Annotated in this window: 7 protein-coding genes; all 7 read left to right on the top strand. The window is 71.7% G+C overall.

Annotated elements, in window-relative coordinates:
* Window positions 1-8 precede the first annotated feature (8 nt).
* A complete protein-coding gene (locus tag ACQPYY_RS18510; RefSeq protein WP_433590325.1) occupies window positions 9-1,232 on the top strand; it encodes a sensor histidine kinase in 1,224 nt (407 codons plus the stop codon).
* Window positions 1,233-1,309: 77 nt separating this feature from the next.
* Entirely contained in the window at window positions 1,310-1,972 is a 663-nt protein-coding gene (locus ACQPYY_RS18505) for a response regulator (RefSeq protein WP_433590324.1), read from the top strand.
* Between the two features lie 82 nt (window positions 1,973-2,054).
* Entirely contained in the window at window positions 2,055-2,549 is a 495-nt protein-coding gene (locus ACQPYY_RS18500; protein WP_433590323.1) for an FxsA family protein, read from the top strand.
* A gap of 146 nt (window positions 2,550-2,695) precedes the next feature.
* Window positions 2,696-4,291 carry an amidohydrolase gene (locus ACQPYY_RS18495; RefSeq protein WP_433590322.1) on the top strand — a complete coding sequence of 532 codons (1,596 nt, stop codon included), beginning with the start codon at window positions 2,696-2,698 and terminating at the stop codon, window positions 4,289-4,291.
* Window positions 4,292-4,628: 337 nt separating this feature from the next.
* Window positions 4,629-6,281 carry an apolipoprotein N-acyltransferase gene (gene lnt / locus ACQPYY_RS18490; RefSeq protein WP_433590321.1) on the top strand — a complete coding sequence of 551 codons (1,653 nt, stop codon included), beginning with the start codon at window positions 4,629-4,631 and terminating at the stop codon, window positions 6,279-6,281.
* 410 nt (window positions 6,282-6,691) lie between these two features.
* Window positions 6,692-20,389: an amino acid adenylation domain-containing protein gene (locus ACQPYY_RS18485; RefSeq protein ID WP_433590320.1), complete on the top strand. Its 13,698-nt coding sequence runs from the start codon at window positions 6,692-6,694 to the stop codon at window positions 20,387-20,389.
* Window positions 20,386-21,378 carry an ATP-binding cassette domain-containing protein gene (locus tag ACQPYY_RS18480; RefSeq protein WP_433590319.1) on the top strand — a complete coding sequence of 331 codons (993 nt, stop codon included), beginning with the start codon at window positions 20,386-20,388 and terminating at the stop codon, window positions 21,376-21,378. The genes ACQPYY_RS18485 and ACQPYY_RS18480 overlap by 4 nt, the downstream gene beginning before the upstream one ends.
* Window positions 21,379-21,415: the final 37 nt, after the last annotated feature.

The following is a 21,415-nucleotide window of genomic DNA, read 5'->3' as shown; positions in this document are numbered from 1 at the left end:
GTGGACGGGTGCGCCGATTCAGTCTCTGGCTGCGCGGAAAACCGCTGATCACCGATTCGGCGGTCGCGCTGCTGTTGTTCGTCATCGATGTGCTCGCCCTGAGCAACAGCCAGTACAAGCCCACCTATCTCGTGCTCAGCGTGCTGCTGCCGCTGCCGATCGTGTTCCGCCGCACCCACACCCGTGCCGCCGCGGCCGCCATGGTCGCGCTGTCCATGACCGCGTCGCTGGTGCACTGGAGCGTCAGCGACCACGCCGTGCACCCGGCGCTGCTGGGCCTGGGCATCATGCTCTACACCCTCGTGGCCTACGTCGGCCGCCGCCAAGGACTCGTCTACCTGGCGATCCTGCTCATCGACGGGGTCGTCGCCGCGGCCGCCATCGGCACACCGCAGGGCACCGACATCCTGTTCAACGCCCTCTACTACGCGCTGTGCTGGACCCTGGCCGAATTCGTCGGCGCCCGCCACGCCTACGACGCCGAGGTCGCCGCCCGCCTGGCCGTCGCCGACTACGACCGCGAACGCCGCGCCCACGACGCCGTCGCCGCCGAACGCACCCGCATCGCCCGCGAACTGCACGACGTGGTCGCGCACGCGGTCAGCGTCATCATCGTGCAGGCCGACGGCGCCCGCTACGCCCTGCGCCACGACCCCGACACCGCCGAGCAAGCACTCACCACCATCGCCGGCACCGGCCGCGAAGCCCTGCGCGAACTGCGCCGCACCGTCGAGCTGCTGCGCACCGAGCATGCGCCCGAACAACTTCCGCAACACGGCACCGCGGGCATCGCCAAGGTCGCCGACATGATGCGCAGCGCCGGACTGGACGTGTCCCTCGAACTGCGCGGCGAACTCGACGCCGTCACCCCCGAGGTCAGCCTCGGCATCCACCGCATCGTGCAGGAATCGCTCACCAACACCCTGCGCCACGCCGGACCCGACCCGCGCGCCGAAGTCCGCGTCACCCGCCGCGACACCGACGTACTGCTCGAGATCACCGACACCGGCGGCGCCCCGCTCACCACGCCCCCCGACAGCGGCTGCCACATCGGGTCCGCCACCGCCCCGCCCATGCCTGCCACCCGCATCCCCGGCAGCGGACTGGGACTGGTCGGCATGCGCGAACGCATCGCCGTCCTGGGCGGCACCCTCACCACCGGCCGGAATCCGCACGGCGGCTGGACCGTCCGCGCCACCATCCCGCTCGACCGCGACGACGTGCAGGACTGAGCCGCCCACCTGCACCGACCGGGATGGGCCGCTGCCCGGCTACCCGCCCGCATCCTCGCGCCGGATAGGTTGGGGGCGTGCCGATCACCGTGCTCGTCGTCGATGACCAGGAACTCATGCGCGCTGGATTGCGAATGGTGCTCGGCGCGCACCCCGACATCGACGTGGTGGGAGAGGCCGACAACGGCGCCACCGCCATCGCCCGCGCCACCGAACTCGTCCCCGACGTCGTCCTCATGGATGTCCGCATGCCCGTCACCGACGGCGTCACCGCCACCGCCCGCATCATCGAATCCGGCTGCGGCAGCCGCGTTCTCGTCATGACCACCTTCGACCTCGACGAACACGCCCTCGGCGCGCTGCGCGCCGGAGCCAGCGGCTTCCTGCTCAAGGACACCCCGCCCGAAGACCTCATCTCCGCGATCCGCAGCGTCGCCGGCGGCGACGCCGTCGTCTCCCCGAAGGTCACCAAACGCCTGCTCGACCGCCTCATCGCCGAGGACCCGGCCGCCGGCCGCGACCCCGGCGTCCTCGACGTCCTCACCGCCCGCGAACGCGAGGTCCTCGAACACATCGCCGCGGGCCGCTCCAACGCCGAGATCGCGGGCGCCCTCTACCTCTCCGAGGCCACCGTCAAAACCCACGTCGGCCGCGTCCTCACCAAACTCGGCCTGCGCGACCGGGTCCAGGCCGTCGTCCTGGCCTACGAGACCGGCCTGGTCCGGCCCGGCGGCGCCTGACCGGTGTGACCGGGAACGCACCCGGGAGAAAAATCGGGGCCTCGCGCGTTGTCACGGGTAGACCGATCGAAAGGATCGCCTGATGCCCGCCCTGTTGTTCCTCGCCTGGTTCGCCGCCGAGATCGCCACCCTGATCGGGGTCGGCCACCTCATCGGCGTCTTCCCCACGATCCTGCTGCTGCTGGCCGGATCGGCCGTGGGTCTGGTGCTCGTGCGCTCGCAGGGCCGCCGCGTGTTCGAAGGATTCCGCCGCGCCGCGCGCGGTGAACTCGAATCCAGCACCGCCGTCGCCGACGGCGCGCTGGTCGGCGTGGGCGCGGTCCTGATGTTCGTGCCCGGCCTGCTCACCACCGCGCTCGGCCTGCTGGCCCTGCTGCCGTTCACCCGATTCCTGCTCCGCCCGATCGTGGCCGCCTTCGCGGCGCGCCGACTGAACCGGGTCGCCACTGCCGTCGGGCCCTACGGGTACCGCAATGTCGTGATCGATCCCGATGGTGAGGTCATCGACGCGACCGTGGTCACCGAGTACTACGACGACGGTCAGGGCAACGGATACAAGATGATCGATCCCCGCTGAGCGGGAACCCACACGTCGATCCCTACCGCCCGCGGGGCCGATCACCAGCACGGTGATCGGCCCCGCGGCATTGCGGCAGGGGTCCTGGTCACAGTCGGCGAGTGCGATTGCCGGGACCGGCGGGCCGTGCGGCAGACTGGGCAGTCGTGAGTACCCAGTTGCTGGTCGGCGGCCGTATCTACAGTTCGAGCAATCCCGACGCGACGGCCATGGCCGTCACCGACGGGACCGTGGTGTGGGTCGGGCTGGACAAGCCGGGACGGGCGCTGCATCCGGACGCGGAGATCATCGACCTCGACGGGGCGTTCGTCGCGCCGGGATTCGTCGACCCGCACGTGCATGTCACCGCGCTCGGGTTGAAGCTGACGGGACTCGATCTGGCGCAAGCCGGTTCACTGCGGGAATGCCTGGAACTGGTGCGGGACTTCGCCTCCGGCCACCCTGACGGCGTGATCCTCGGCGAGGGCTGGGACGAGACCCGCTGGGCCGAGGGCCGGACCCCGACCCGCGAGGAACTCGACGCGGCCGCGCCGGGACGACAGGTGTATCTGGCTCGCGTGGACGCGCATTCGGCCGTCGCCTCGACCGCGCTGCTCGACGCCGTGGACGCAATCACCGAGGCCGACGGGTTCACCCGCGGCGAGCCGCTGCGCGGGGACGCCCACCACCGGGTGCGCGCGGCCGCTCTCGGCGCGCTGAGCCGGGCACAGCGCGACGCGGCCCGGCAGGCGGCACTGGACTCGGCCGCCGCCAACGGGGTTGTGGCCGTGCACGAATGCGCGGGACCCGAGATCTCCGGCGCCGACGACGTGCGCGAACTCCTCGACTTCACCCACGGCGTCGAGGTCCGCGCCTACTGGGGACAGGCCGTCCGCACCGCCGACGAAGCCCGCACCCTGGTCAAGGAACTCGGGGTGCACGCCCTGGGCGGCGACCTGTTCGTCGACGGGGCCATCGGCTCGCACACCGCCTGGCTGCGCGAACCCTACGCCGACCGCGACAGCACCGGCACCTCCTACCTCGACGCCGAAGCCATTGCGGCCCACGTGCTCGCCTGCACCGAAGCCGGCATCCAGACCGGCTTCCACGTCATCGGCGACGCCGCCATGGACGCCGTCGTCACCGGATTCGAACGGGCCGTGGACGCCCTCGGCGGACCGGCCGTCGCCTCGCGCGGGCACCGGCTCGAACACGCCGAGATGATGACAACCGACCAGATCGACAAACTCGCCGCCTGGGGCGTGATCGCCAGCGTCCAACCGGGATTCGACGCCGCCTGGGGCGGCCCCGACGGCATGTACGCCACCCGCCTCGGCGCCGACCGGGCCGCCACCCTGAACCCGTTCGCCGCCATGGCCGCCGCGGGCATCTCCCTCGCCATCGGCTCCGACGCCCCGGTCACCGCACTGAACCCGTGGGAAGCGCTGCGCGCCGCGGTCAACCACCGCACCCCCGGCCACCAGATCTCCCCGCGCGCCGCCTTCGCCGCCGCCACCCGGGGCGCCTGGCGCGCGGGCGGCGTCCGCGACGGCGTCGCCGGCACCCTGGTCCCCGGCGCACCCGCCTCCTACGCGATCTGGGACTCCCGCGAACTGGTCGTCGCGGCCGCCGCCGACACCGTCCAGCGCTGGTCCACCGACCCCCGCTCCCGCGTCCCCGGCCTGCCGCCGCTCACCCCGGCCGCCACCCTGCCGCAGAGCCTGCGCACCGTGCACCGCGGGGTCACCATCCATGAAGCCTGACACCGATCCCGAGAACCACCTCCGCGCAGCGGATTCCGCCTCCGCCGCGGACCGCGCGGCCGAATCCGGCTCGCGCGCTGACGGTTCGGCACGCCTGACCGGCGGAGAGGACGGCAGGTCCGGGTCTCGCGCCGGGAATCCGGAACACACTTCCGCGAGCCCGGCCGGGGATGCGGCCGCCGCCGGGGGTTCGGCTGCCGCTGCCGATTCGGACGACAGGGTGGCCGACGTCGGCGCCGGCTCGGTTCCCGGATCTGCTCCGGCCGGTGCCCCCGCGGCTGATTCGGCTGCGGTCGAACACGGTTCGGCAGGTGGCGCGGCGCCGCCGGGGTCCGGGGTGGGCAAGTCGATCGCCGCGATCGCGGCGGCTGCCGAGCGGTGGCCGCGGTCGGCGCGCCTGCTCGCGGCCGTCCTGGCCGGGCTGCTGCTGTACGCGAGCTTTCCGCCGCGGACCTTGTGGTTCCTCGCCCCGGTCGGGATCGCGATCCTGACGCTCGTGGTGCGTGGAACCGGCCGGGCGCGTGCGGGATTCGGGTACGGCTACGTGGCTGGGCTGGCGTTCTTCCTGCCGCTCCTGCCGTGGACCGGGATCTATGTCGGGCCCGCGCCGTGGCTCGCGCTGTCGGCGGTATGTGCTGTCTACGTCGGGCTTTTCGGGCTCCTGGCCCGCTGGGTGGCGACCCTGCCGGGCTGGCCGCTGTGGGTGGCGGCGGTGTGGTCGCTCACCGAATGGGCGCGCGCCAGTTTTCCGTTCGGCGGGTTTCCCTGGGGGAAGCTGGCTTTCGGGCAGGCCGACGGCTGGTACCTGCCGTACGCGATGGTGGGCGGCGCGCCGCTGGTGAGTTTCGCGGTGGCGCTCACCGGCACCGGACTCGCCGCGCTCGCCGCGGGATTGCCGGGCCGTCTCACCGCCCGTGCCGGCGGTAGCGGAGGAGTGGCCGGGGCCACATCGGATTCTCCCAGATGGGGAGCATCGCATCTCACATCGTGGAACCGGATTGTTGCTGCGGCAATGCTTGTGGCTATAGTTCCCCTCGCCGGAGTGATCCTCCGGACCGCGCTGCCCGGCCCGGAGGACGGCAACCGGCCGATCACGGTCGCCGCCATCCAGGGCAGCGTGCCGCGCCTGGGCCTGGACTTCAATGCCCAGCGCCGCGCGGTTCTCGACAATCACGTCAAGCGCACCGAGGAACTCGCCCGCGACATCGCGGCCGGGAAGGCCCCGCAGCCCGACGTGGTGATCTGGCCGGAGAACTCCTCCGATATCGATCCGCTGCGCAACGCCGATGCGGCGCAGGAGATCTCGCAGGCGTCGATCGCGGTGAAGGCCCCCATCCTGGTGGGCGCGGTGCTCGTGAACGCCGATCGCACCACCACCAACTCGGTCATCGTATGGAACGGCGATTCCGGCCCGGCCGAGCGGCACGACAAGAAGATCATCCAGCCCTTCGGCGAATACCTGCCCTACCGGGAGTTCTTCCGCCACTTCTCCGAATACGCGGACCGCGCGGGCTATTTCGTGCCCGGCCACGGTGACGGCGTGGTGCACGTGCGGCCCGCCGGCGGCGGCGCGCCGGTCGCCATCGGCGTGGCCACCTGTTACGAGGTCGCCTTCGACCGCGCCTTCGAGCAGTCGGTGCGCGCGGGCGCGCAGCTGCTCACCGTGCCGTCGAACAACGCCACCTTCGGCCGCAGCGAGATGACCTATCAGCAGCTGGCCATGTCGCGGGTGCGCGCGGTCGAGCACGGCCGCGCGGTGGTGGTGTCGGTGACGACCGGCGTCAGCGCCATGATCACCGCCGACGGCGTGATCCGGCAGCAGACGCCGCAGTTCGAGCCCGCGGCGCTGGTCGCGACTCTGCCGCTGCGGGACAACACGACACTCGCGTCCCGTTTGGGCCCCACGCCCGAGACGGTTGTGTGTATTCTGGCCGCGGCTGCTATAGCGGCCGCGCTGATCCGGAGGCGTTACCGCACCCCGCGCGGGTGATATCTGAATCGGTCATAACCAACCGGACGGCCGGAGAATTCATCCGGCGTGGTACCGCGGGCACGTGTGTGAGGGCCGTACCCGTCTCGGCGACTGAGATTCGCCAGTTCGTTGCCAGGGCTTGTTGAATTTTCCGATAGGTCCGAATTGAAACCGTTCCCTTATGCGAGTTGGGCGCATATTGTGAGGTTTGCTGATAGGTAACTGAACTACAGCCGCGTTCCGCCAACGCTGTTCGTTGCGGCAACTCGAGATCACCACCGATCCACTCGGCGGGATGCTCCGAATCATAGGACGTGGATCACGTCCTAGGGCTCGCGCGTGCGCGCGCACGCCGGGCATCCAGGACCTTGTGATCACTCTTTCGGGGCTCGGGGAGTTGCGTCTACAGCGTCAGAACGGAGTGTTTGATGAGTTCATTGGCCACCGACCGTGTCGACCAATGTTCTTCGGGTGAATTCTCGGCCCAACCATTCGTGCTCTCCCCGGCGCAGACAGCCCTCTGGTACGCCCAGCGGATCAGGCCAGACATTCCCCTCACCATCGCGCAGTTCGTCGAGATCCACGGCGACCTCGATGTCGGCCGCCTGCTGTACGCCATCGAACGCTTCGGCGCCGAGAGCGAGGTCGGCCACGTCCGCCTGCTCGAGATCGACGGCGTCCCGCACCAGGTGGTCGACCTCAATCGCCGCCCCGGCTGGGCCCGCGTGGACCTGCGCGGCGAGGCGGACCCGCGCGCCGCGGCCCACGCCTGGATGCACGAGCACGCCAGCTCACCCATCGACATCGAGCGCGACCCGCTCACCACCAATGTGGTGATCCAGATCGGCGACGCCGACTGGATCTGGTACACCCGCGGCCACCACATCGTGATCGACGGCTACGGCGCCATGAACGCCACCACCCGCGCCGCCGAGATCTATACCGCGCTCGAGGACCACACCGAACCGACGGTCTCCCGCGCCACGCCGCTGGCCACCATCTACGGCGACGAGAACCGCTACCGCGACACCACCCGCTTCGTCTCCGACAGCGACTATTGGCGCGCCCAGCTCGCCGGCGTCGGCGAACCGCTCACGCTGTCGGCCAACGGCACCGTCGCGCCGATCTCCGACGCCGGCCGCCGCAGCGCCACCGCGGTGCTCGCCCCCGAGGTCGAGGCCGCCATCGAGGCCACCGCCACCGCGTTCGGCTCCAATACCTCCGCGCTGTTCGTCGCCGCCCTGGCCGGCTACGTGCGCGCGGTCACCGGCACCCAGGACGTGGTGCTCAGCCTGCCCGTCTCCGCACGCACCACGGTGGCGCTGCGGCGTTCGGCGGGCGTGGTGTCGAACGTGGTGCCCATCCGCGTGCAGTTCACCGGCGCCGAGACCGTCGCCGACACCGTGCGCGCGGTCGAACTGCAGATCACCGGCGCGCTGCGCCACCAGCGCTACCGCAGCGACGACATCCGCCGCGACTGCGGCTACTCGCGCGATTCGCGCGGCTTCTTCGGGCCCATGGTCAACCTCATGCTCTTTCACAGCGAGCTGAAGTTCGGCAGCTTGATGGGCTCGATCAACGTGCTGTCCACCGGCCCGGTCGAGGACCTCTCGATCAACCTCTACAACGGCCTGGGCGACCGCACCCACATCGATTTCGAGGCCAACCCGCGCCTCTACGGCGATGCCGAATTGTCCATGCACCACGGCCGCTTCCTGGACTACCTGGGCCGGTTCGTCTCCGCCGCACCCGAATCCGTGGTCGTGGACATGCCGGTGCTCACCGACGCCGAACGCGACCGCGTCCTGCGCGAATGGAATTCGACCGAGGTCGCCCGCCAAGAGGGCACCCTGGCCGGGCTCTTCGCCGACCGGGCGGCCGTGTCCGCCAACCGGATCGCGCTGGACTTCGAGGGCGAGACCCTCACCTACGGCGAGCTCGACGAGCGCGCCAACCGCCTCGCGCGCGAACTCGTCGCGCGCGGCGCGGGCCCCGACACCCTGGTCGGCCTGGCCATGCGCCGCAGCCTCGACCTGCTGGTCGGCATGTACGCCGTCGTCAAGGCGGGCGCGGCCTACCTGCCCATCGATTCCGACCACCCGGCCGACCGCATCGCCGCCGTCCTCGAACAGGGACGGCCGCTGTGCGTGCTCACCACCGCCGCCGACGGCATCGAACTGCCCGATCTCGCACCGCGATTCGACATCGACATCGCCGACCTGTCCGTGCACTCCGGCCGACCGGTCACCGACGCCGACCGCACCGCCCCGCTGCGCGCCGACCACCTGGCGTACGTCATCTTCACCTCCGGCTCCACCGGCAAGCCCAAGGGAGTCGGCGTCAGCCACGCCGCCATCGTGAACCGGCTGCGCTGGATGCAGCACGCCTACCCGCTCGACCCCTCCGACGTCGTGCTGCAGAAGACCCCCGCCACCTTCGACGTCTCGGTGTGGGAGTTCTTCTGGCCCTTGCAGATCGGCGCCCGTCTGGTCATCGCCGCCCCCGACGGCCACCGCGATCCGGCCTACCTGGCCCGCGTCATCGCCGAGAAGGGCGTCACCACGGCCCATTTCGTGCCGTCCATGCTGTCGGTGTTCCTCACCGACACCGAGGTGAGCGGCTGCACCGGCCTGACCCGGGTGTTCTGCAGCGGTGAGTCGCTGCCCGCCGCCACCGTCGCCGAATTCCACGCCGCCCTGGGCGCCGGACCCGAAGCGCCGCAACTGCACAACCTCTACGGGCCCACCGAGGCCGCCGTCGACGTCACCGCCTGGCACTGCACACCCGGCAGCACCGACGTGCCGATCGGCGCGCCCGTCTGGAACACCCACACCTACGTCCTCGACGCACGGCTGCAGCCCGTCGCCCCCGGCGTGGTCGGCGAGCTGTACCTGGCGGGCGTGCAGCTGGCCCGCGGCTACCTGGGCCGCGCCGCCCTCACCGGCGACCGGTTCGTGGCCAACCCGTTCACCCCCGGCGCCCGCATGTACCGCACCGGCGACCTGGTGCGCTGGCGCGGCAGCGGCCGCTCCGGCGTACTGGAGTACCTGGGCCGCAGCGACTTCCAGGTCAAGGTGCGCGGCCTGCGCATCGAACTCGGCGAAATCGAGGCCGCCCTGCTCGCCGACCCCCGGGTCGCGCGCGCGGTGTGCGTGGCCCGCCGCGGCCGCGGCGGCGACGAACTGGTCGGCTACGCGGTCGCGGGTCCCGGCGTCGAGACGCTGGACCCCATCGAGCTCACCGCCGGGCTCCGCCGCACCCTGCCCGGTTACATGGTGCCCTCGATCGTGGTGGTCCTCGACGAACTACCGTTGAGCGCCAACGGCAAGGTGGATCGCAAGGCGCTGCCCGAACCGGACGCGGCGGCCCGACGCCCCGACCGGCCCGCGGCCGAGCCCAGCACCGATATGGAACGCCGGCTCCTCGGCATCTTCGCCGAGGTGCTCGGCACCGACGAATTCGACGTCCAGGACAGCTTCTTCGACCTGGGCGGCAACTCGCTGACCGCGGCCCGCGCCATGGCGCGCGTCAATGCCGCGCTCGGCGTCTCGCTCACCATTCGCGACCTGTTCGAAACCTCCACCGTGGCCGCACTCGCCGCCCGGCTCTCCGCCGCGCAGCTCGACGGGACCGCGCACCCCGAGCCGCTGCTGACGGCCGGGCCACGGCCGCAGCAGATTCCGCTGTCCCTGGCCCAGCAGCGGCTGTGGATCCTCAACCGGTTCGCCGAGCACGCCGCCGCCTACAATATGCCGTTCGCGGTGAAACTGACCGGGCCGCTGGACATTCCGGCCCTGCGCGCCGGACTCGTGGACGTGCTGGAACGGCACGAGAGCCTGCGCACCACCTTCCCCGACACCCCCGACGGGCCCTGCCAGCTCGTCCACCCGGCGGCCGAGATCCCGCTCACCCTCGACCCCATCGACGCCGCCGCGGACGCCGACGCGGTCGCGCTGGCCACCGAATTCGCCGGGTACGGTTTCGATCTGCGCAGTCAGGCCCCCGTGCGGGTGGCGTTGTACCGCACCGGCCCCGACACCCACCTGCTGCTGGTGGTGCTGCACCACATCAGCGGTGACGGCTGGTCGATCGACCCGCTCACCCGCGACCTGATGACCGCGGTCGCCGCCCGCGCCCAGGGCGAGGCCCCGGTGTGGACGCCGCTGCCGGTGCAGTACGCCGATTTCGCGCTGTGGCAACGGGAACTGCTCGGCGACGAAGCCGACCCGGCCAGCGCCCTGGCCCGGCAGCTGGCCTACTGGCGTGCCGCCCTCGCCGACCTGCCCGACCAGCTGGACCTGCCCCTGGACCGCCCGCGTCCGCGGCAGCGGTCCACCGACGGCGGGACCGTCGAATTCACCATCCCCGCCGAGGTCCGCCGCGCCCTGGCCACCGTCGCCCACGACCGCGGGGTCAGCACCTTCATGGTGTTGCACGCCGCGCTGGCCGTGGTGCTCTCGCGCCTGTGCAACACCGCCGACATCGCCATCGGCACGCCGATCGCCGGGCGCAGCGATCCCGCGCTCGACGACCTGGTCGGCATGTTCGTCAACACCCTGGTGCTGCGCACCCGGGTGGATCCGGCCGCCGGATTCGACCGCATGCTCACCGAGGTCCGCGACACCGACCTCAACGCCTTCGCCAATGCCGACGTGCCGTTCGAGCGGCTCGTCGAGGTGGTCAACCCGGAGCGGTCCGCGTCCCGGCACCCGCTGTTCCAGGTCATGCTGTCCTACGACAACGGACCCGAGACGCGCGTCGACCTGCCCGGCGTGGACAGCGAAGTGGTGCCGATGGCCACCGACGTCGCCAAGTTCGACCTGCAGCTGACCGTGCACGAGCCGTCCGGGACCCCGGCCGAGGACGCCGGGCTGTCGGCCGAATTCGGTTACGCCGCCGATGTTTTCGACCACGTCACGGTCGCGGCCATCGCCCGCCGCTTCGGTGCCCTGCTGGCCGCCGCGGTCACCGAACCCGCGCTGCCGGTCGGCGATCTCCCGCTGCTGGACGTGCGCGAGACCGCGAAACTGGTGCCCATCATGGGTGCGCCCGGCGAACCCGCCACCACCCTGGCCCGGCTGCTCACCGACACCGCCGAACGCGTCCCCGACACGGTGGCCGTGCGCTACCTGGGCGAGGACACCACCTACCGTGAACTCGACGAACGCTCGAACCGCTTGGCGCGGGTACTGATCGAGCACGGCGCCGGGCCCGAGGTGGTCGTCGCCGTCGCACTGCCGCGCAGCCTCGACAGCATCCTCGCGGTGTGGTCGGTCGCCAAGACCGGCGCCGCCTATGTGCCGATCGACCCCGACTACCCGTCGGACCGCATCGCCCACATGCTCGCCGACTCCGGGGCCATGCTCGGCATCACCAATGCCGAACGGCGCCCGGACATGCCGACCACCTGGCCCGGCAATAGGGGGCGGCACCGCAAGAGCTACGTGGACTGGCTGCTGCTCGGCGCCGAACAGCTCGGCGCGGAATGCGCGCAGTTCCCCGACACCGCGGTCACCGACATCGAACGGCACCACCCGCTGCGCACCGGCGGCCCGGCCTACCTCATCTACACCTCCGGCTCCACCGGCAAGCCCAAGGCCGTGGTGGTCACCAACGCGGGCATCGCCTCGCTGGCGCACGAGCAGATGCATCTGTTCAAGGTCACCGATTCGGCTCGCACCCTGCACTTCTCGTCGCCGAGCTTCGACGCCTCGGTGCTGGAGCTGCTGCTCGGTTTCGCGGCCGGCGCCACCATCGTGGTCGTGCCCGCGGGCGTCTTCGGCGGTGAGGAGCTCGCGCGCATCCTGCGCGAGGAGCACGTGACGCACGCGTTCGTCACCCCCGCCGCCCTGGGCACCGTGCCCGCCGGCGACCTGCCCGAACTCGAGGCCGTCATCGTCGGCGGCGAGGCCTGCCCCGAGGACCTGGTGACGGTGTGGACCGCACCGGAATCGCGGCCCGGGAAGCCCGCCCGGCGCATGCACAACATGTACGGCCCGTCCGAGGCCACCGTCGCCGCCACCGCCACCGGACCCATGGTGGCCGGGCAGCCGGTGCCGATCGGCCTGCCCGTGCGCGGCATGCGGCTGTTCGTGCTCGACGGCCGCCTGCACCCGGTGCCGCCGGGCGTGGCGGGGGAGCTGTACCTGTCCGGCCCCGGCCTGGCGCGCGGCTACCTGGGCCGGCACGCCCTGACCGCGCAACGCTTCCCGGCCAACCCGCACGGCCGTCGCGGCGAACGCATGTACCGCACCGGCGATCTGGTGGTCGCCGACGGCGCCGGGCAGCTGCGCTTCCTGGGCCGCGCCGACGATCAGATCAAGATCCGCGGCTTCCGCATCGAACTCGCCGAGATCGACCACGTGCTGGCCGCGCACCCGGGCGTCACGTTCGCGCTCACCCTGGTCCACCACGACGAGCGCGGAATCCCGCGCCTGGTCTCCTATCTCACCGCCGACACCGCCGTCGACGCGGCCCGGGTGCTCGAGACCGCGCGCGGACGGCTGCCCGGCTACATGGTGCCCTCGGCGCTGACCGTGCTCGACGCCATGCCCGTCACCCCCTCGGGGAAGCTGGACCGCAAGGCGCTGCCCGCGCCCGAGTTCGTGGCCGCCGCGTCCTCCCGCGCTCCGGAAACCGAACTGGAACAGCAGGTCGCACTCGTGTTCGGCTCGATCCTGGGCGGGATCGCGCCCGGCGCGGACGACAACTTCTTCGAGATCGGCGGCAACTCGCTGCTGGCGACCCGCCTCACCGCGGCCCTGTACGCCGAATTCGGGGTGGAGCTGCCGGTGCGTGACATCTTCGAGACGCCCACCGTGGCCGGGGTGGCCGTACGCCTGGCGGCGGTCAACACCTCCGGCTCCACGGGGGCGCCCCGGGCGCAGCGTATCGCGCTGGCTGTGCACTCGCCGCGCCCGGAACGCGTACCACTGTCGCTGCCGCAACAGCGACTGTGGTTCCTCAACAGATATTCCCCCGAATCCAGTACTTACAACATCGCATTCGTGCTGCGGATCGATGGCGATCCGGACATCGACGCCCTGCGGGCCGCTCTGGCCGACGTGGTGGAACGCCACGAGGTGCTGCGCACCGTCTTCCCCGAGGACGAGCAGGGCGCCTACCAGGTCGTCCTCGACACCGCGGGCTGCCTTCCGGTGCCCGAGGTCGTCGAGACCGACGATGTCGGCGCCCGCAAGGCGCTGCGCTCGCTGGCCCGGCGCGGCTTCGACCTGGCACACGAGATCCCGCTGCGCATCGCGTTGCTGCGCACCGGAACCCGCCGGCACCTACTCGGCATCGCGCTGCACCACATCGCCGCCGACGGCTGGTCACTGGGCCCGCTGACCCAGGACCTGGCCATCGCCTACGCCGCCCGCCACGGCGGCGTGGCCCCCGCGTGGACGCCGCTGCCGGTGCAGTACGCCGACTTCAGCCTGTGGCAGCGCGACATCCTCGGCGCCGACACCGACGCCGAGAGCGCCGCCGCCGCGCAGCTCGCCTACTGGCGCGCCGCCCTGGCCGACCTGCCCGAGGAACTGCCGCTGCCCTACGACCGGCCCCGTCCGGCCGAACCCACCGGGCGGGCCGGGACGGTGCGGTTCGAGGTGCCGGAAGCCTTGCAGCGCAGGCTCGCCGAGGTCGCGCGGGCGCACGGCGTCAGCCTGTTCATGGTGCTGCACTCCACCCTGGCCGTCATGCTGCGGGCGGTCACCGGTGGCCGCGACATCGTCATCGGCACCCCGGTCGCCGGTCGCTCCGACACCCGCCTCGACGACCTGGTCGGCATGTTCGTCAACACGCTGATCCTGCGTTCGGACGTGGACCCCGATCGCACCTTCGCCCAGCTGCTGCAGGCCGACCGCGACACCGAACTGGCCGCCATGGCCAACGCCGAGGTGCCCTACGAGCGGGTCGTGGAGGAACTGCGGTCCGGCGAGGACCGGCACCGCCCGTTCGGCGCGAGCCCGCTGCTGCAGGTGGCGCTGAGCGTGCAGGACACCCCGACGCCCGTGCTGCGGCTGCCCGGACTGTCGCTGCACGCCGAGGAGCTCGACATCGCGCTGGCCAAGTTCGACTTGGAACTGCGGGTGCTGCCCGGCCTCGCCGCCGACGAACGCGTCTTCGAATTCGTCTACGCGGCAGAGCTGTTCGAGCAGCAGACGGTGACCATCCTCGCCGAACGCCTGGTCCAGGTGTTCGAAGCCGTCACCGGCGACGCGCAGGTGCGGGTCCGCGACATCGACGCGCGCACCGAGCTCGAGCGCGAGATGTTCACCCCCGCCTGGGGTCCGGTGCCCGAACCGCAGTGCAGCCTGGCCGCCTATTTCGCGGCCACCGCGCACCTCAACGCGGACCGGGTGTTCCTGCGTTTCGACGAGACCGAACTGACCTACCTCGAAGCCGACATCTACTCGAACCGCCTGGCGCGGGCCCTGATCGATCGCGGCCTGGGCCCCGGCGACCGGGTCGCGCTCGGCCTGACCCGCTCGGTGGAATCGGTGCTGGCGGCCCTGTCCGTCGCCAAGTGCGGCGCCGCGTTCGTGCCGGTGGACCCGAACTATCCGGCGGATCGGGTGCGGCACATGCTCGCCGACTCCGGCTGCCGGGTCGGCATCAGCATGACCGAGTCCGCGGACGCGTTGCACACCGCCGCCGGGAAGCACCCGGTGGAATGGCTGCTGCTCGATGACCCCGAGCTGCTCGAAGTGCTCGAGGTGCTCGACGAGACCGCGATCACCGACGCCGACCGCACCGCCACCCTGTGGACGGGGGACCTCGCCTACATCGTCTACACCTCCGGTTCGACCGGAAAACCCAAGGGTGTGGCCGTCACCCACGGCGGCCTGTCCAACTTCGCCGACGAGATCCGCGAGCGCATGCGGGTCGAACGGGACTCGCGGGCCATGCATTTCGCGTCCCCGAGCTTCGACGCCGCCATTCTCGACCTGTTACTGGCGATCGGGGCCGGCGCGACCATGATCATCGTCCCGCCCGACGTGTACGGCGGCGACGAACTGGCCTCGCTCATGGACCGCGAACAGATCAGCCACACCTTCATGACCCCGGGCGCGCTGGCCACCATCGACCGTGGGCGCTGGCCGCTGCCGCACCTGCGGTCGGTCATGATCGGCGGCGAGGCCTGCGGTCCGGAACTGGTGGCGCGCTGGGCTCCCGGCCGCATGATGTTCAACGGCTACGGGCCCACCGAGACTACCGTCGTCGCCACCATCGCCGGACCGCTGGCGGTCGGGGAGCCGATCACCATCGGCAAGCTGGTGCGCGGCGCGCGGGCCCTGGTCCTCGACGAACGCCTGCGGGCGGTCCCGGTCGGTGTCCCCGGCGAGCTGTACCTGGGCGGACAGGGTTGCGCGCGTGGCTATCTCGAACGGTTCGAGCTGACCGCGGCCCGCTTCGTGGCCGACCCGTACGGCCCGCCCGGATCACGGGTCTACCGCACCGGTGACGTGGTGCGCTGGAGCGCCGACGGCGACATCGTCTACCTGGGTCGCACGGACCACCAGGTGAAGGTGCGCGGCTTCCGCATCGAGCTCGGCGAGATCGACGGCGTGCTCACCGCGCATCCTGCGGTCCGCTTCGCGCACACCGAGGTCCGCGAGATCGCGGGCGTGCGGCGCATCGTGTCGTTCGTGCTGCCCGCCGACGGCGGCACGCCCGACCTCGAGCAGCTGCGCGGCCACTGCGCCGGACACCTGCCCGCGCACATGGTTCCGAGTTCGTTCACCGTGCTCGACCACATTCCGCTCACCCCGGTCGGCAAGCTGGACCGCGACGCGCTGCCGCCGCCCGCGGCGCTGCTCGCCTCGGTCTCGCGCGCACCGCAGACCGACACCGAGCGCCTGGTCGCCGGGGTGATCGGGGAACTGGTCGGTGCGCCGGGGATCGGCGCGGACGACAGCTTCTTCGAGGTCGGCGGAAACTCGCTGCTGGCCACCCAATTGGTGGCCCGGCTGGCCACCGCCACCGGGGTGCGGCTCGAGGTGCGGGCCGTGTTCGTCGCCCCGACCGTGGCCGGGCTCGCGGCCGCGCTGGACGCCGGCTCCGCCTCGGACGACCTGCGTCCGGAACCGCGCCGGCGCACCCGACCCGAGCGGATCCCGCTCTCGGCGGCGCAGCGACGGCTGTGGTTCCTGGAGAAGTTCAACGCCTCCGGTGAGAACGGGGAAGCGCTGGGCGCCTACAACGTTCCGGTCGCCCTGCGCCTGCACGGTGAACTGAACGTGGCGGCGCTGCGCGCGGCCCTGCACGAGGTGCAGGAACGGCACGAGACGCTGCGCACCGTGTTCCCCGAGATCGACGGCGAACCGTGCCAGCAGATCCTGGAACCGGGCGAGGCCACCGTCGGGCTGCCGATCCGGACCGTGACCGAGGCCGAGGTGCCGGGCGAGATCCGCCGCGTCACCGCCGGCGGCTTCGACCTGGCCACCAGCGTGCCGCTGCGCGCGGCCCTGCTGCGGCTGCCGGGCGACCAGACCGAGCACGTGCTGGTGCTGGTCGTGCACCACATCGCCATGGACGGCTGGTCGCTGCAACCGCTCGCGGCCGACGTGGCCGCGGCCTACCGGGCGCACGTCGCCAAGCAAGCCCCCGAATGGCCCGAACTGCCCATTCAGTACGCCGATTACACGCTGTGGCAGCAGGATGTGCTGGGCCGCGAGGACGATCCGGAATCGGTGATCAGCGGCCAGCTCGGCTACTGGCGGCGCGCCCTCGACGGTCTGCCCGAGCTGCTCGCGGTGCCATCGGACCGGCCGCGCCCGCCCGCCCCGACCTATCGCGGCGGCACGGTGGAATGCGGGCTGGACCCGTTCACCCACCGCGAATTGCAGGCGCTGGCCGCCGAACACGGCGTCACCATGTTCATGGTGCTGCACGCCGCACTGGCGGCACTGCTGCATCGATTGACCGCGGGCGACGATATCGCCGTGGGTACGCCCATCGCCGGGCGCGGCCACCACGCGCTGGACCGGCTGGTCGGCATGTTCGTCGGAACCCTGGTGCTGCGCACCAGCATCGACGGCGGCGCCAGCTTCGCCGATCTGCTGCGCACGGTCCGCGACACCGACCTGGAGGCGTTCGCGCACGCCGACGTGCCGTTCGAGCGACTGGTCGAGGTGCTCAACCCGGTCCGCTCGCAGGCGCATCACCCGATGTTCCAGGTGATGCTGTCGGTGCAGAACCAGCCGGTGCGGGTGCTCGAACTGCCGGGCCTGCGGATCGAGGCCGACGACGCCGACCCCGGCATCGCCAAGTTCGACCTGCAGTTCACTCTCACCGAATCCTGGACCGCGGCACGCGAACCCGACGGCATCACCGTCTCGGTCAACTATGCCGCCGACCTCTTCGACGAGGACACCGCCCAGGGACTGGCCCAGCGGTTCGTGCGGCTGCTCGGCGCGGCCGCCGGGCACCCGGGCACCGCGATCGGTGATCTCGACCTGCTCGACGCCGCCGAGTGGACGGCCCTCGCGCCGGTGCGCGGCGCGGAACCCGGTCTGCCGATCACCTTCCCGGAGGTGTTCGAGGCCGCCGCCAACCTGAACCGGGCCGCCATCGCGGTCCGCTCGGCGGGCACGCAGATCTCCTACGACGCCCTCGACCGCTGGACCAACCGGCTCGCCCGGGTCCTGATCGGCTACGGCGTCGGACCGGAAACCCTGGTCGCCATGGGCATTCCGCGGTCGGCCGAATCGGTGGCGGTGACCCTCGCCATCGCCAAGGCCGGCGCGGCCTTCGTGCCCGTCGACCCCGGGTACCCGGAGCAGCGGATCAGCCACATGCTGCTGGATTCCGGTGCGGCCGTGGGCATCACCCTGTCCGCGCACCGCGGGCGCATGCCCGACGGCGCCAACTGGACCGTGCTGGACGCGCCCTCGTTCCGGCGTCGCGTGCTGGCCACCTCCGACGCGCCCATCCGCGACAGCGAGCGGACCTCGCCGCTGCGCATGGACAACCCGGCGTACGTCATCTACACCTCCGGGTCCACGGGCATCCCGAAGGGCGTCGTCGTCACCCACGGCGGCCTGTCCAACTTCGCCGCCGAGACCGCGCAGCGTTTCGACGTCGGACCCGGCTGCCGCGTGCTGCACTTCGCCACACCGAGTTTCGACGCCGCCATGCTCGACCTGCTGTTCGCACTCGGCGGCGCCGCCACCCTCGTCATCACCCCGCCCGGCGTGGTCGGCGGCGAGGAGCTGGGGAAGGTGTTCGTCGACGAGGGCATCACCCACGCCTTCATCACCACCTCGGCGCTGGGCACCGTCGACGCGTCGGCCGTGACCGCGATGCGCCACGTGCTCGTCGGCGGTGAGGCGCTGCCGCCGGACCTGGTCGCCCGGTGGGCGCCCGGCCGCAAGCTCTACAACGTGTACGGGCCGACGGAAACCACCATCGTCACGGTGATCTCGCAGCCCCTGACCCCCGGTGGGCAGATCACCATCGGCGGACCCATCCGCGGTGTCGGCGCTACTGTCCTGGACGCGCGCCTGCACCCGGCCCCGGCCGGGGTCACCGGTGAACTGCACCTGGCGGGCGCGGCCCTGGCCCGCGGCTACCTGCGCCGCCCGGGCCTGACCGCGCAGCGGTTCGTGGCCAACCCGTTCGGCAAGCCGGGCGCCCGGATGTACCGGACCGGCGACCTGGTCCGCTGGCTCGAACGCGACGGCAGCGCACGGGATCTGGACTACGTGGGCCGCACCGACCATCAGGTCAAGATCCGCGGCTTCCGCATCGAGCTCGGCGAGATCGACGCGGCGCTGGCCAAGCACCCGGCGGTGGAGTTCGCGACCACCATCGGCCACCGCACCCCGGCCGGGTCCACCGCGCTGGTGGCGTACGTGAAGCCGCGCACCGGGACCGCGCCCACCCCGGCCGAACTTACCGCGCACATGGCGGCCCTGGTGCCCAACTACATGGTGCCGCAGTCGATCATGCTGCTGGACCGGGTGCCGCTGTCGCCGGTCGGCAAACTCGACCGGAAGGCGTTGCCGGAACCGGTGTTCGCGGCCCGCGAGGGCTACCGGGCGCCGACCGGCCCGATCGAGGAGGCCCTGTGCGCGGCCTTCGCGGATGTGCTCGGCCTCGGCGCGGACCGCCCGGTCGGCGTGGACGACGGATTCTTCGAACTGGGCGGCAACTCGCTGCTGGCCACCAAGGTGGTCGCGCAGTTGCGGGCCGCCGGGATCGACCTGCCCGTGCAGGCCATGTTCGGCGAATCCACGCCGGCCGCCATCGCCGCCCGCCTGTCCTCGGCCGAGGGCGACGTCGGGGCGGCGCTGACCGCGGCGCTCGGCGCGGTGCTGCCGCTGCGCCCGAGCACGGATTCGGCGGTGCCGCCGCTGTTCTGCGTGCATCCGGCGATCGGCCTGTCCTGGTGCTTCGCCGGGCTGCTGTCGCACCTGCCGCCGGAACGGCCGGTGTACGGCCTGCAGGCGCCGCACGTGGCGGGCGAGGAGAGTCACCGGACCATTGCCGAGGCCGCGAAATACTATGTGGCGCACATGAAGTCGGTACAGCCGGAGGGGCCCTACCATGTGCTGGGCTGGTCGCTGGGCGGGCTCATCGCCCACGAGGTGGCGGTGCAGCTCCAGGCGGGCGGCGACGAGGTGGCGCTGCTCGGCATGATGGACAGCTACCAGCTCTCCGACCAGTGGCTCGAGGAGGCGGTGCCCTCGGTGGCCTCGATCATCGCCGAGTTCGGATCCGATCTGCTCGGCGGTGACGCCGACATCGATCCGCGCCTGACCCTGCAGGAGGCGGCCGAACTGCTGCGCGGCCGCTCCGGGCCGTTCGCGGCGCTCACGATCGAACACCTGGAACGGCTCTACACCGGATACGAGAACGGCGCGGCCCAGGCGCACGGGTTCCGGCCGCGGGTCTTCGACGGCGACCTGGTGTTCTTCACCGCCGCCGACGACGAGATCAACCGGGCCGACCCGGCGCGCTGCGCCGCGGCCTGGCAGCCCCACGTCACCGGCGTGGTGCACGACCAGCTGGTGCGCTGCACGCACGCCGGCATGACCACGCCGGAATCCCTCGCCGTCATCGGGCCGGTGCTGCGGGATCAGCTGGCGGAGATCCAAGCCCGGCGGGAGGGTACGCGATGAGTCTGGCGGTGGAAGTCCAAGGGCTGGTGAAGTATTACGGCAAGGTCCGGGTGCTGGACGGGATCGATCTGGAGATCCCGAGCGGCACCGTGATGGGACTGCTCGGGCCCAACGGTGCGGGCAAGACCACCACCGTGCGTATCGTCACCACGCTGCTCCGCCCGAGCTCCGGCTCGGTGCACGTGGCGGGCGTGGACGTGCTGAAGCATCCGGCACGGGCCCGCACCCGGATCGGTCTGTCGGGCCAGTACGCGGCCGTCGACGCCAATCTGTCCGGCTTCGAGAACCTGCGTATGGTGGCCCGGCTGTACGGCATGAACCACAAGAAGGCCACCGACCGCGCCACCGAGCTCTTATCGGCGCTGGGCCTCGACCACGCGGCCGGGCGCCGGGCGGGCACCTACTCCGGCGGTATGGCGCGGCGTCTCGACCTCGCCGGGGCGCTGGTGTGCAGACCCCCGGTGGTGGTGCTCGACGAGCCGACCACCGGGCTGGATCCCCGTGGGCGACTGGACATGTGGCGCGTCATCGGCGAACTCGTCGACGACGGCACCACCGTGCTGCTCACCACCCAGTACCTGGAAGAGGCCGACCTGCTGGCCGACCGCATCACCGTCATCGACCGCGGGCGCGTCATCGCCCGCGGCTCGGCCGACGAACTCAAGACCTCCATCGGCGGCGACAAACTCACCGTCACCCTGGCCGCCGGACAGGATCCCGCCCCCGCCCGCCGAGTGCTGGCCGGGGTCGGCATCGGCGAACCCGAGTACGACGAGTCGACCGACGGGCTGACCGTGGTCGTGAGCGACGGCACCCGCACCATGGTCGAAGCGCTGCGCCGCCTCGACGACGTCGGCGTGCACGTGCTCGACGCGACCGTGCACCGGCCCAGCCTCGACGACGTATTCCTGTCTCTCACCGGCAAATCCGCCGACCACACGATCGATGTGCCCGCCACCGAGTCAGTTCAAGAGGAGATCCTGTCGTGACGACCCTGCCCGCCGACCCGGAAGCGCCTCCGGGCGA

Origin of the sequence: Nocardia sp. CA-145437, from assembly GCF_050956485.1 — a bacterium.
In the GTDB taxonomy this organism is placed as follows: Bacteria; Actinomycetota; Actinomycetes; order Mycobacteriales; family Mycobacteriaceae; genus Nocardia.
Note: the sequence above shows the minus strand (reverse complement) of the source record. Positions and strands in the feature narration are given on the sequence as shown.

What these genes read in the sequence shown, in the direction of transcription:
- ACQPYY_RS18485 (WP_433590320.1), top strand. Translation starts at nt 6,692, where the DNA reads ATGAGTTCATTGGCCACCGACCGTGTCGACCAATGTTCTTCGGGTGAA.
- ACQPYY_RS18480 (WP_433590319.1), top strand. Translation starts at nt 20,386, where the DNA reads ATGAGTCTGGCGGTGGAAGTCCAAGGGCTGGTGAAGTATTACGGCAAG.
- ACQPYY_RS18500 (WP_433590323.1), top strand. Translation starts at nt 2,055, where the DNA reads ATGCCCGCCCTGTTGTTCCTCGCCTGGTTCGCCGCCGAGATCGCCACC.